Below are 12737 nucleotides of genomic sequence, written 5' to 3' on the forward strand. Positions count from 1 at the left end.
GGAACACATCGACAGCTACCTCAACGACGCCCACATGGCTAACGCTGCCTAAAACTCGGTACAAACGCCCGACTTCTGGCCCCCAAGAAAGCTAGAGAGCGGCGGAAGCCACCCACCTCCTTTGGAGGGTGCCGGCATCATTTCGGTTCACATAGTGTGAACCAGAAGTTCCGGGCTGCTCCCGGTGCCGACCCAATCGACGTCAAGGGAGATGTCCATGCGGACTTCCGTACGCACCAGGCGGGCAACACCGCCACCGCCACCGCCAGCACCGGCTCGGGTGACGATCACGATCACGGCTGGAACCACGGCGAAGAGCGCACTGTGACCCAGGACATGCGCGTCAGCCACGATGGCGTCGTTCGGGTAGAGCAGTTCGGCCATGTGCTCCTCATCACGCTGAACCGACCGGAGGCCAGGAACGCGATCAACCCTGAGTTGACCCTGGCCCTTGGCGAGGCCGTCGAGGCCTTCGACGCCGATCCGGACCTTCGCGTCGCCGTCATCACCGGTGCGGGTTCAGCATTCTGCGCGGGCCAAGACCTCAAGAACCTCGCCTCCGGCGGATCCGTCACGCCCACACACCGACCAGAGTGGGCTTCGCCGGGTTCGTTCGCCACTTCACGGCGAAGCCGATGATCGCCGCTGTCAATGGCTTCGCCCTCGGGGGTGGCATGGAGATCTGCCTCGCTTGCGACCTGATCGTGGCCAGCGAAACCGCGTTCTTTGGGCTACCGGAAGTCACTCACGGACTGTTCGCTGCGGGGGGTGGCCTACCTCGGATCGCACAGCAGGTCCCGCCGAAGATCGCCGCCCGATGGGCACTCACCGGCGCGCCAGTCGCGGCCCAAGAGGCGGCTCGATGGGGCCTCGTGAATGACGTCGTACCCCCTGATGATCTTCTGGCTGCAGCTCTCGAGTTCGCGCGTACCATCGCGGGATACGCTCCGCTCGCCGTGCAGAGCACGAAGCGGCTCATCCACGAAACCGTGACCGCGTCGGCGTGGGAGCCGAAGCCGTGGGATGCGATCGACTCAGAAATTGACAGTGTGTTTTCCTCTACGGACGCCGCGGTGGGTACCACGGCGTTCGCGGAAAAACGCCCACCCGTTTGGAGAGGAATATGAATATGACCATCCTGAACACGACACTCGACCAGAACCAGAACCAGAACCAGAACCAGAACCAGAACCAGAACCAGAACCAGGACCAGGACCAGGACCAGAACCAGAAACCCGACCACGAACCGGCTGACCGTTTGCTGCCCTACCCAGACGCCGATCTTCTATTCGTGACCGAACTCCTCCCGCGGCAGGAACGGGAACGCCTCGCCGAACTGCGCGCATTCTTCCAAGACGAGATCCGCCCGCTCGCCGTCGACCACTGGAACCGCGGGGCGTTCCCTTTTGGACTCGTACCAGAGTTGGGTGCACGCGAACTCGTGCGCCTGCACCTTGAGGAAGACAGCTCCCTCTTTGCGGGCCTCGCCCGTATGGAGTTGGTGCGCGCCGATCTCTCGATCGCCACCTTTCTTGGGGTGCACAGCGAGCTGTTCACCTCCGCAGTCAAACTCCTCGGCTCAGACGCGCAGCGGGAACGGCTGCTGCCCGACCTTATCTCGCTCCGGAAGATCGGATGCTTCGCGCTGACCGAGAAGGACCACGGCTCCGACATTTCCCGCAGCATGGCCACGACGGCCACCCGCGATGGTGATGAGTGGATCATCAACGGGGAGAAGCGCTGGATCGGCAACGGGACTTTCGCCGACTACGTACTCGTCTGGGCGAGGGATACCGCCGACGACCAGATCAAGGGATTCATCGTCGAGAAGGATCGGCCCGGTTTCTCTTCCAAGCTCATCGAGAACAAGATTGCGGTCCGAATCGTGCAGAACGCGGATCTCACCTTCGACAACGTGCGCATCCCGTTCGAGAACTGGCTACCCGGAACGAAAAGCTTCATCGACACCAACGGATTGCTCCTGAAATCACGCGTCTGGGTGGCATGGCAGTCCGTCGGCATCCAGCTTGCGGCCTTCGACGTCGCACGGGAGTACGCGGTCAAGCGCCTGCAGTTCGGTCGACCGATCGCCTCATTCCAGCTCATCCAGGAACAGTTGGTGCGAATGATCGGCAATGCGAACCTGACCCTCTCCCTCCTCGTGCAGATCGCACGGCTGCAGGAAGAGGGCAGCCTCACCATGGATCAGGCTGCGCTTGCCAAGGCAATGGGCACGACACGCATGCGGGAAACGGTCGCCCTGGGGCGATCCATCCTCGGTGGCAACGGAGTCACGACCGACTTCGAGATCGCGAAGATATTCGCAGACGCCGAGGCGGTCTACTCCTGGGAAGGCAGTTACGAGGTTAACGCTCTGATCGTCGGGCGGGCCATCACCGGTATTTCCGCGTTCGTGTGACACCAACATACGACGACACGTCAAGAAAAGAGAACTGACAATGACTGAAGTAACACACAACCGCGCCGCCGAGACCGTCGCCTCTTACCTGAAGGCGTACGACGACCCGACCGCTTCTGCGGCACATCTCCTCTGCGATGTGCATGACCTCGCTTCGGTGGCGTTCACGGTGATCGACAGTGAGCTTAACGCGAAGGATCTCAGCTATGGGGAACTTGCCGCGGACTCCAAGCGATTCGCGAATGCGCTCACGGCGCTCGGCATCGGGCGTGATGACAAGGTTGCGACCCTGAGTGGCAAGAGCCGCGACCTGGTCGTCGCCTTAGTCGGGATCTGGCGGGTGGGAGCGGTTCATGTTCCCCTCTTCACTGCCTTCGCCACGCCCGCCATCGACCTGCGTCTGTCGGCCAGTGGCACGCGGGTCGTCGTCGTCGATCCGGGCCAGCGCTCCAAGCTGGAGTCGCTCGAAGGGCTGACCATCATCGAGACAGGCGACGAGTTCGAGAGACTCCTGCGAGAGAATGAACCCGAGTTCGATTCGGTCGCTGTGGGCAACGACGGCGTTATCGTCGAGATCTTCACAAGCGGAACCACGGGGACCCCGAAGGCAGTGCCCGTACCCTTGCGCGCCGTGGCATCCTTCCGCTCCTATCTGCACTTTGGACTGGACGTCAGGAAGGACGACGTCTTCTGGAACGTCGCTGACCCTGGTTGGGCGTACGGTCTCTACATCGGTATCATCGCGGTGTTGGCCGAGGGCACACGCAACCTTCTCGTGAAGGCTGGCTTCAGTGCCGAACTGACGGCGGAGGTGATCAGGAAATTCGGCGTCACCAACTTCGCGGGCGCCCCGACGATCTTCCGAGCCCTCATTCGTGAGCCGAAGGCGCAGGGACTCACCCCCCGGCGAGCCTCGTCGGCCGGGGAGCCACTGACCGACGACATCCTCGAGTGGTCGCGTAAATCATGGGGGCTGGAGGTACGCGACCACTACGGGCAGACCGAACTCGGAATGGTCATCGGCAATGGTTGGCACGATGACGTCTCTGCGGACATCATCCACGGGTCGATGGGCCAGCCGCTGCCCGGCTTCACGGCCACCGTGCTGGACGGCGAGATCGTTTTCGACGTACGCAACAGCCCGCTGTACTGGTTCACGGGCTACGCAAATGCTCCGCAACAGACGAGCGAGCGCTTCACACCCGACGGACATTGGTACCGGACATCCGATGTCGCACAGGAGAACCCCGATGGCTTCTTTTTCTTTGCCGCACGCTCCGACGATGTGATCTTGATGGCGGGCTACCGCATCGGGCCATTCGAGGTGGAAAGCGTGCTCCTCAGTGACGACAGAGTCGTCGATACGGCCGTGGTCGGCAAACCCGACGAACGGCTTGGTGAGGCACTCGTCGCCTACATCGTGCTCGCCGATGGGACGAAGGGCTCAGCGAGCCTCACGAAAGAGCTGAAGCAGGTTGTGAAGGAGGGCTTCGCGGCCCACGCCTATCCGCGCCGCATCTTCTATGTCGACGCCCTACCCAAGACCCCGAGTGGCAAGGTGCAGCGGCACCTCTTGCGCCAGATCGAGGACAACGCGCCCGTCACCGCGTAGCCCACCGACCAGTCCCCCGGGCCGCACCTGGGCGGCCCCAAGAAAGGAAACTCATTGGAGAATGTTTTCATTATCGATGCGCTGCGCCTCGCATCTGGCAGGGGCAAGGCCGGTGGTGCGCTCTCGAGCTACCACCCGGTCGAGCTGCTCGCCGACGTTATACGTCCCCTTGTGGCCCGAAACGACTTCGACCCTGCAGCCATCGACGACGTCATCATCGGATGCCTCGCGCAGCTCGGCGAGCAGGGTCTGAACATTGCCCGCAACGCCGCCCTGGCTGCGGGCCTGCCCGTCACAGTGCCCGGCACGACCGTCGACCGACAGTGCGGGTCCAGCCTGCAGGCGGCAAGCTTCGCCGCTGCAGGCATCGCCGCAGGGATCTACGATATCGTGATTGCGGGCGGCGTCGAGATGATGAGCAAATTCCCGATCAACTACGCGACGCTGGGGCAGGACCCGTTCGGGCCGAGCATTCGGGAGCGTTTCGAGGGTGGGCTCGTCGGCCAGGGAATCTCCGCCGAGCTGGTCGCGGCGCGGTGGGGCCTCGACCGCGCCACCATCGACGCATTCGCGGCGCGCTCGCACCGCCTCGCCGCGCAGGCCGCCGACCAGGGTTTGTTCGACCGCGAGATTCAACCGGTGATCGTGACGCGCGCCGACGGCTCGACGGCCGTGCACAATCGTGACGAAACAATCCGCGCCACCACGACAATCGAGGGACTCGGCGGATTGAAAACCGCCTTCGACTCCGAGGTGTACGCCCGGCGTTTTCCCGAGATCGACTGGCAAATCACGCCAGGCAACGCGTCACCCCTGACAGACGGGGCGAGCGCCGTGCTCCTCGCGAGCGCCGCGAAGGCCGCCGAGCGGGGGCTACGCCCCCGTGCACGATTCGTCGAGGTCGCTGTCGTCGGATCCGATCCGATCGAAATGCTCACCGGCGTCATCCCTGCTACCCAGCGGGTGCTGGCCCGCAGCGGACTGAGCATCGACGATATCGACGCCTACGAGGTGAACGAGGCCTTCGCCCCCGTGCCCCTCGCCTGGCTACAAACGATCGGTGCTAACCCCGACAAACTCAATCAGCGCGGCGGCGCCATTGCCCTTGGACATGCACTCGGCTCGACCGGGACGCGGCTCATCACTACCCTCCTCAACGTTCTCGAAGACACGGGTGGTCGTTACGGACTGATCGCTATCTGCGAGGGACAGGGCATGGCGAACGCCGCCATCATCGAGAGGATCCCATCATGAACATTGACGGATCCGTCGCGCTCATCACGGGCGCAGCATCCGGACTGGGGCTCGCCACCGCGAAGACACTGCACGCCGCCGGAGCGAGCGTCGTACTCTTCGATCTTCCTGGCACGCGAGCGGGGGCCGAGGCGGAAGTCCTCGGCGAACGCGCCCGCGCAGCCGAAGGCGATGTCACCGATCCCATTCTGGTCGAAGCTGCGTTCGAGGTTGCGTCAGAGCTCGGCCCCGTACGCATCGTGGTGAACTGTGCGGGAATCGCCACGCCAGGCAAGATCATCGGGCGGGAGGGTCCCCTCGATCTCGCGACCTTCGAACGCGTCGTGCGCATCAACCTAGTAGGAACCTTCAACGTGCTCCGGATCGGCGCCGCCGTCATCGCTGCAACTGAGCCAGTCGGCGAAGAGCGCGGCGTCATCGTGAACACCGCCTCCGTCGCGGCCTTCGATGGGCAGATCGGCCAGCCCGCCTACGCCGCATCCAAGGCAGGCATCGTCGGGCTCACCCTCCCGGCAGCACGCGAGCTCGCCAGCTTCCTGATCCGCGTCGTCACAATCGCGCCAGGCATCTTCGAGACACCGTTACTCGCGGGGCTTCCCGAGGCGGCGCGCAGGTCCCTGGGCGAGCAGGTCCCGCATCCGTCTCGCCTCGGCAAGCCAGAGGAGTACGCAGCACTGGTGCGGCACATCGTCGAGAACCCCCTACTGAATGGAGAGACGATCCGTCTTGATGGCGCCATCCGGATGGCGCCACGGTGACGACGCCCACGTTGACGCAGGTTCCCACCGCTGGGCCGCTCGTCGGGATCCGCGTCGTCGAGGTGGGAAGCATTGGGCCAGGGCCACACGCGGCGATGATTCTTGCCGATCTGGGTGCCGACGTGCTTCGTATCGAACGGGAGCGGACAGTGGACCTGGGCGTCTACCCGAAAGAAAACGACACAACTCTCCGCGGCCGAACCCGGCTGCAGGTCGATCTCCGTGATATCACCCAGCGCGAGCACGTTCTCGACCTGGTCGATCGCGCCGATGTTCTCATCGAGGGCTTCCGGCCCGGAGTGGCGGAGAAGCTCGGGATCGGACCGAACATATGTCTTGGACGGAATCCTGCCCTGGTCTATGGGCGAATGACCGGGTGGGGGCAAACCGGGCCGTTCGCCCACAGCGCCGGGCATGACATCAACTACCTCTCTGTCACCGGAATCCTCGACGCCATCGGGCCAGCCGACGGCGGCCCGATCATACCCCTGAACCTCGTCGGCGACTTCGGTGGCGGGTCAATGTTTCTCGTCGTGGGCGTTCTCGCCGCGCTGGCCGAGAGGCAACGCTCAGGACGAGGTCAGGTCATCGACTCCGCCATGACCGACGGAGCCAGCGTGCTCGCGCACATGATGTGGAACATGCGGGCTCACGGAACGTGGCAGGAGGGGCGCGGCCACAACTTCGCCGATGGATCCCACCCGTTCTACGACACCTACCGCTGCGCCGACGGCAAGTATGTGGCGGTGGGGGCACTCGAGCCTCCGTTCTTCGCCCAGCTCCTCTTCGGCCTCGAATTAGAACCACAGCTGGCCGCCGAACAGTGGAACCGAGAACTGTGGCCCATCCTGCGTGAATTGTTCGCGGGTGCGTTCGCGAGCCGCAGCCGTGACGAATGGGCGGAGGCGTTCGCCGGAACCGACGCCTGCGTGACACCCGTGTTGAGCTTCGATGAGGCCCGCCTCCATCCGCAGCTGATGGCCAGGCATGTCATCGGTACCATCGCGGGCATCGACCAGCCCATGCCCGCGCCGCGGTTCTCGCGCACGCCGCCCGCCGTGCCCCCGTCACCGCTCAACGCGCACGCCCCGATCGCAGATGCCCTGGCGCGTTGGGGTGCGCCCGTCAAGTCTTTTGTGTAAGTGTCGGGAATTGGTTAGAGGTGGGGGTTGATTCGGTCGGGGTAAATCATCACGAGCTGGCTGAGGGCTTGCTTCCAATTCGTGGTGACTTGGCCTTCGACGAGGCGGCCTTCGGCGTTGCGTTTGACGCCTGCGGCTCGACCTCGTTCCTTGGCTCGGTCGCGGGCTCGTTTGTCTTCGATGTTGCAGATGGCGAGCCAGAGCATCTTGATCACGGCGTCGTCGTTGGGGAAGTGGCCGCGATTCTTGGTCACTTTCCGCAGTTGGAAATTCAACGATTCGATGCTGTTCGTCGTGTAAATCACCCGCCTCAGCTCGGGCGGAAACGCGAGGAACGGGGTGAAACGTTCCCAAGCATCTTCGAACGTTTTGACGGCCGTGGGGTATTTCACGCCCCGCGGCGACGCCGCGAACTCGGTCAACTCGGCCTGCAACCCGCGCTCGAGGGCCGCTTTGATCAGGCCGGGCACGAACCCGCCCTCGCCGGTAAGTTGCATCGTGCCGGCATCGATCTTCGCGAAGAGACCATCGAGAGCGCCGCTACCGCGCAACTCCTTGATCGCATCGGCGGCCGCACGCTGGGCCGGGGACTTCGGTGCTTTCAGCTTCTCATTTCGTTCTGTCATGACCATTAGTGTCACTCCTTCAAATAGATCCGCAACCCCTTACACAGACCATCTGACACCCTCTCCCGTAGCGGCGCTTACGTCGACTCGAGATAGGACAACGCGCCGACACCGACCTGGAAACCACCTTCAGCGCCTGGCTCGACGACCAATCCCGACAATCGAAACCCGCCCAAAGGCCGCTTGACATCAAAAGGAGCATCCACTCGGGGGGACGCAACCACGCCGAAGCCGCAAGCGATGTATTTACTCAACGCGCAACCTCTGTACTTTCTGACGGTGGACTCGTGCTCTCTGGGCACTATCACTTTAGGCACACCGCCAATGAGATGTTCACCCGCCCCGGAAAAATTAGTGCTCCTATTTGGCTTCGCAGCGAAATACTCGGCGCCGAATGGGGCGAAGGTGCTGGCGGACTGCTCGACACGAAAACACTCGAAGTACAGACCTGGGCTATCAATCAAGCGTCCGCGCGCGTTAGATACCACGCGCTGCTCACGCGGCCTGACTGGTTGTTGAACGTCTCCCGGGGTGACGTTCAACAACCACGCCGAAGCGGCGATTCTCAGATGAGGCAACGAATACAGCTAACCGAGGCTTCTTATAAGTCATCACATAATCTTGAATTATTCAAGACAATTGGTAACATGGGTGCCATGATCACCTCCACTCCAAAGATGCTCAGCGACAGCATTCGTGGTGCCGGCCTGAAGGTCACCGAGTCCCGCCTCGCGGTGCTCAAGGCTCTCGAATCCCAGTCGCATGCCGACGCAAACACAGTGTTCGACTCCGTCAAACTCGACCTGCCTGGCACCTCCCTGCAGGCTGTCTACGGCGTGCTCACCGCCCTCACCTCGGCCGGTCTGCTGCGAAAGATCGCCCCCGCCCGCTCCTCAGCGCGCTACGAGCTGCGCACCGGCGACAACCACCATCACGTCGTCTGCACCCGGTGCAGCGCCGTTCAGGACGTCGACTGCGTCGTCGGAGAGGCACCCTGCCTCACCCCGTTGCACGACAGCGGCTTTGCCATCCACACCGCAGAGGTCACCTTCTGGGGACTCTGCCCCGCCTGCCAACTGACCAATAGCTAGTCCGCAACAACCAGTCAAGGAGATATTGTGACGAACATTACAACTCAGAGCGGGTCGCCCATCGGTGAAAACGAGCACTCGCTCACCACCGGCCCCGACGGCGTAACCGCCCTTCACGACCGCGTACTGGTCGAGAAGCTCGCGGCGTTCAACCGCGAGCGTGTGCCGGAGCGCAACCCGCACGCCAAGGGCGGCGGAGCGTTCGGCGAGTTCGAGGTCACCGAAGATGTCTCGGCGTACACCCGCGCGGCCGTGTTCCAGCCTGGCGCCAAGAGCGAGGTGCTGCAGCGCAACTCTTCCGTCGCCGGCGAGCAAGGTTCCCCCGACACCTGGCGCGACGTCCGTGGCTATGCGCTCCGTTTCTACACGACCGAGGGCAACTACGACATTGTCGGCAACAACACCCCGGTTTTCTTCATTCGTGACGGCATCAAGTTCCCCGACTTCATCCACTCACAGAAGCGCCTCGGCGGTTCCGGTCTGCGCGACGCAGACATGCAGTGGGACTTCTGGACCCTTTCACCCGAGTCGGCCCACCAGGTCACCTACCTCATGGGCGACCGCGGCCTCTCCCGCTCGTGGCGTGAGCTGAACGGCTACAGTTCGCACACCTACCAGTGGATCAACGCCGAAGGCGGTCGCTACTGGGTGCAGTACCACTTCAAGTCACGCCAGGGTGTACACAACATCACCGCTGAGGAGGCCGAGAAGATTGCCGGTGTTGACGCGGATTACTACCGTCGCGACTTGCACGACGCCATCGAGCGCGGCGACTTCCCCACGTGGGACGTCTTCGTGCAGATCATGCCCTACGAGGATGCGAAGACCTACCGATTCAACCCGTTCGACATCACGAAGGTCTGGCCCCACGCCGACTACCCGCTGGTGAAGGTTGGCCACTATACGCTCAACCGCAACCCGGTGAACTTCTTCGCTCAGATCGAGCAGGCAGCGTTCTCGCCCTCGAACCTCGTGCCCGGCATCGACATCAGCCCCGACAAGATGCTCATGGCCCGCGTGTTCTCCTACCCGGACGCGCAGCGCGCCCGCATTGGGACCAACTACAACCAGCTCCCGGTGAACCAGCCGCACGCTGCCGAAGTGCACAACTATGAGCACGAAGGCCACATGCGCTACCAGTTCAGCGATGCGACCGCGCGCACGTATGCGCCGAACTCGTACGACGGCCTCGTCGCCGACCCGGTCGCCGCCGGTGAGGGTGGCTGGGAGACCGACGGCGAGCTCGTTCGCGCCGCACAGACCCTGCACTCCGAGGACGACGACTTCGGCCAGGCGGGCACGCTGTACCGCGAGGTCTACGACGACGGCGCCAAGGCCCGCCTGCTCGAGACCCTCGTGGGCCAGTACAGCGCACTGACCGTCGACCGCATCAAGGAGCGCTTCATCTGGTACTGGACCTCGGTCGACTCCGACCTGGGCGCCAAGATCACGGACGCCCTCACCACGGGCGCACACACGGCCAACGCCGAGGCCCAGCCCGTGAGCGTAGGCGAGTAACACCACGCACCACACGATGGCTGGTTCCCCTCGGGGAGCCGGCCGTTGTGCTTTCGAGGCCGCTCTCCCTCCGCCCCCGGAGCGAGCGGATATCCCTCGACCGTGCACTCGACTGAGCTGTTGTTGGTGAGCTGCAGGTCCTATTCGTCTATCCGGACATCGTCAGCCTGACGCCGCCGACGAACAGATACCAAATCCTGACACGCTAAACCCATCGTCACCGGAGAAGACGCCCACATCGTCACCCCGGGAGACGTTCAACACCGGGTAATTGACTAACAGCTCGTTGGCCAATTGGGAGGTGGCCGTGAAGAGACCTGATTCGCTGGCCGCCTGCGGACACCTAAATGAGCCTGCCCCTGGGCAGTGGGTGAGACGTCTTTCCGAGACGTTCGGCTGCGTCGGTAATACGCGGGATCGAGTGTCGAGATCCGGGCGCACTTGGCGTCTTGGAAAGCTGTACTTTTCTGAGACAGTGCGTCGCTGGCCTTCTTGTACACCTGTGCGCCTCATAACTAACAGAGAGCGCGGATGTTTGGCCGCGTCCAGGATTGGATGAGAACGAGGGCGCTGCGATACGCTAGGCCGTAAGCCAAGTGACACGGGGTGCTCCATCTGGAGCTGAGATAACACCCGTTGAACCTGATCTAGTTAGTACTAGCGAAGGGATGTCGCGCATATGCGCACGCCAGAAGACCTGATTCCTTTCACCTGTTCAGCTCTCGACGGGGTGCGGTCTCACCCGCCGCTCGTGCAGTGCATTACCAATAGTGTTGTGGTGAACTTCACCGCGAACGTGCTGCTCTCGCTCGGTGCGGCACCCGCGATGGTCGACATTCCGGGTGAGGCGGGCGCGTTCGCGCGGGTCGCATCCGGGCTGCTCGTTAATCTCGGTACCCCCACCGTGGAACAACGCGACGCGATGGTCGAGGCCGTCACCGCCGCGAACGACGCCGGCACACCGTGGGTGCTCGACCCCGTTGCCGTTGGTTTCCTGCCCGTGCGCACGCCGCTGGCCTTCGCCCTGCGCGACCTGCGACCCACGGTGGTGCGCGGAAACGCGTCGGAGATCATCGCGCTGGCGGGTGCCGGCTCCGGTGGGCGCGGGGTCGACTCGTCCGACGAGGTGGATGCCGCACTGGCCGCAGCAGACGCACTAGCAGGCATGACCGGTGGGGTGATCGCCGTCTCCGGGCCCGTCGACATCATCACGGATGGCCGTGAGCTGGTGCGCATCGACAACGGGCATCCGCTGCTCACTCGCGTCACCGGCGGGGGCTGTGCCCTCGGCGCGGTCATGGCTGCGTTCGCCGCGGTCGACGACGACAGGTTCGCCACCACGGTGGCCGCGGCCATGGTTTACACCGTCGCGGCCGAGCTTGCGGCAGAGTCCGCCGCCGGTCCGAGCAGCTTCGCTGTCGCCTTTGTGGACGCCCTGGCCACCGTCAGCGCGCAGGACATCGCGCGCCGGGCGGTGCTCCGATGAACCTCGACTTGTCGCTGTACTTGGTGACCGACTCGGCGCAGGCCGCCGCGGCCGGTAGCAGCATCGTGGACGTGGTGTGCCGCGCCGTTTCTGGGGGAGTGAGCGCCGTGCAGGTGCGTGAGAAGGAGACCGGCGGGCAGGAGTTCCTCGACACCGTTCTGCGCATCGCGGATGTGCTCCCGGACACCGTGGCGCTGATCGTGAACGACAGGGTCGACGTGTTTCTGGCCGCCCGTGCTGCCGGACGCCGGCTGGCTGGGGTGCACGTCGGGCAGTCCGACCTGCCCGTTGGCGCGGTGCGCGACCTCGTCGGGGGTGACGCGGTGATCGGGCTCAGCGCGTCGACGGATGCCCAGCTGCGCCGCGCGGCCGAGGATCCGGCCCTGGTCGACTACGTCGGCATCGGCGCGCTGCACGCCACACGTACCAAGAGTGACGCGCCCCCTGCCCTGGGGCTGGTCGAGTTCGCTCGCCTGGTCGGGGTTAGCACGCTGCCGGTCGTGGCCATCGGCGGGGTCGGCCTGCGCGATCTGGCCGCCCTCCGTGAGTGCGGGGCTGCGGGCGTCGCGGTGGTGTCGGCGATCTGTGCGGCGCCGCACCCCGAGCACGCCGCCCGCGAATTGCGGGCAGCGTGGGGAGCGACGGCATGACCGGCGCATCCCCCCGCATTGCCCGCGTGCTGAGCATTGCTGGTACCGACCCGACCGGCGGAGCGGGCATCCAGGCTGACCTCAAAAGCATTGCGGCGAACGGGGGCTACGGCATGGCCGTGGTGACCGCACTGGTTGCGCAGAACACCCACGGTGTGCGCTCGGTGCACGTGCCGCCGGT

At 64.1% G+C, this 12737-nt stretch carries 12 protein-coding genes, 1 pseudogene and 1 riboswitch; of the genes and pseudogenes, 12 read left to right on the top strand and 1 reads right to left on the bottom strand.

The genetic code is table 11. From position 1 onward, the window contains the following. The first annotated feature begins 156 nt into the window (after positions 1–156). Genes BMW72_RS19555 through BMW72_RS17280 form a run of 7 tightly spaced genes read left to right on the top strand, consistent with a single transcriptional unit; the run spans position 157 to position 7185 of the window. Positions 157–639 carry an enoyl-CoA hydratase-related protein gene (locus tag BMW72_RS19555; protein ID WP_255576100.1) on the top strand — a complete coding sequence of 161 codons (483 nt, stop codon included), beginning with the start codon at positions 157–159 and terminating at the stop codon, positions 637–639. Further along, positions 636–1127, top strand: coding sequence for an enoyl-CoA hydratase-related protein (locus BMW72_RS19560; protein ID WP_277871565.1), 492 nt, complete (start codon positions 636–638; stop codon positions 1125–1127). The genes BMW72_RS19555 and BMW72_RS19560 overlap by 4 nt, the downstream gene beginning before the upstream one ends. A 2-nt stretch (positions 1128–1129) precedes the next feature. Beyond that, positions 1130–2419, top strand: a complete 1290-nt coding sequence (locus BMW72_RS17260; protein WP_092112752.1) for an acyl-CoA dehydrogenase family protein — start codon at positions 1130–1132, stop codon at positions 2417–2419. Positions 2420–2459: 40 nt separating this feature from the next. After that, positions 2460–4031, top strand: coding sequence for an AMP-binding protein (locus tag BMW72_RS17265; protein ID WP_092112754.1), 1572 nt, complete (start codon positions 2460–2462; stop codon positions 4029–4031). 54 nt (positions 4032–4085) lie between these two features. Beyond that, on the top strand, positions 4086–5285 hold the full coding sequence (locus BMW72_RS17270) for a thiolase family protein (protein WP_092112756.1): 1200 nt from the start codon (positions 4086–4088) through the stop codon (positions 5283–5285). Further along, entirely contained in the window at positions 5282–6043 is a 762-nt protein-coding gene (locus tag BMW72_RS17275) for an SDR family NAD(P)-dependent oxidoreductase (RefSeq protein ID WP_092112758.1), read from the top strand. The genes BMW72_RS17270 and BMW72_RS17275 overlap by 4 nt, the downstream gene beginning before the upstream one ends. Next, positions 6040–7185, top strand: coding sequence for a CaiB/BaiF CoA transferase family protein (locus tag BMW72_RS17280; RefSeq protein ID WP_241984040.1), 1146 nt, complete (start codon positions 6040–6042; stop codon positions 7183–7185). The genes BMW72_RS17275 and BMW72_RS17280 overlap by 4 nt, the downstream gene beginning before the upstream one ends. Before the next feature lie 14 nt (positions 7186–7199). Here the strand turns inward: BMW72_RS17280 and BMW72_RS17285 are convergent. After that, positions 7200–7607, bottom strand: a pseudogene (locus BMW72_RS17285) (transposase); the annotation flags it as partial. Positions 7608–8467: 860 nt separating this feature from the next. On the opposite strand from BMW72_RS17285, the gene BMW72_RS17290 reads away from it, so the two are divergent. The 5 genes from BMW72_RS17290 to BMW72_RS17310 all read left to right on the top strand — a co-directional run. Further along, on the top strand, positions 8468–8902 hold the full coding sequence (locus BMW72_RS17290) for a Fur family transcriptional regulator (protein WP_092112766.1): 435 nt from the start codon (positions 8468–8470) through the stop codon (positions 8900–8902). Between the two features lie 27 nt (positions 8903–8929). Beyond that, entirely contained in the window at positions 8930–10420 is a 1491-nt protein-coding gene (locus BMW72_RS17295; RefSeq protein ID WP_092112760.1) for a catalase, read from the top strand. 592 nt (positions 10421–11012) lie between these two features. Next, positions 11013–11106: riboswitch (TPP riboswitch) on the top strand. Further along, complete coding sequence (thiM, locus tag BMW72_RS17300; protein WP_092112762.1) at positions 11100–11906, top strand: hydroxyethylthiazole kinase; 807 nt, start codon at positions 11100–11102, stop codon at positions 11904–11906. It overlaps the preceding riboswitch by 7 nt. Then, positions 11903–12556: a thiamine phosphate synthase gene (gene thiE, locus BMW72_RS17305; RefSeq protein ID WP_166787802.1), complete on the top strand. Its 654-nt coding sequence runs from the start codon at positions 11903–11905 to the stop codon at positions 12554–12556. The genes thiM and thiE overlap by 4 nt, the downstream gene beginning before the upstream one ends. Continuing rightward, positions 12553–12737: bifunctional hydroxymethylpyrimidine kinase/phosphomethylpyrimidine kinase (locus BMW72_RS17310; protein WP_208598224.1), on the top strand; the 185-nt coding region annotated here is incomplete at its 3' end. The genes thiE and BMW72_RS17310, both read left to right, overlap by 4 nt.

The sequence above is a fragment of the Cryobacterium luteum genome, assembly GCF_900110125.1.
Classification (GTDB): Bacteria; Actinomycetota; Actinomycetes; order Actinomycetales; family Microbacteriaceae; genus Cryobacterium; species Cryobacterium luteum.

Bases quoted from the DNA above. Each gene is read 5' to 3' on its own strand.
- BMW72_RS19560 (WP_277871565.1), top strand. From the start codon at position 636: ATGATCGCCGCTGTCAATGGCTTCGCCCTCGGGGGTGGCATGGAGATC.
- BMW72_RS17260 (WP_092112752.1), top strand. From the start codon at position 1,130: ATGACCATCCTGAACACGACACTCGACCAGAACCAGAACCAGAACCAG.
- BMW72_RS17265 (WP_092112754.1), top strand. From the start codon at position 2,460: ATGACTGAAGTAACACACAACCGCGCCGCCGAGACCGTCGCCTCTTAC.
- BMW72_RS17275 (WP_092112758.1), top strand. From the start codon at position 5,282: ATGAACATTGACGGATCCGTCGCGCTCATCACGGGCGCAGCATCCGGA.
- BMW72_RS17290 (WP_092112766.1), top strand. From the start codon at position 8,468: ATGATCACCTCCACTCCAAAGATGCTCAGCGACAGCATTCGTGGTGCC.
- thiM (WP_092112762.1), top strand. From the start codon at position 11,100: ATGCGCACGCCAGAAGACCTGATTCCTTTCACCTGTTCAGCTCTCGAC.
- thiE (WP_166787802.1), top strand. From the start codon at position 11,903: ATGAACCTCGACTTGTCGCTGTACTTGGTGACCGACTCGGCGCAGGCC.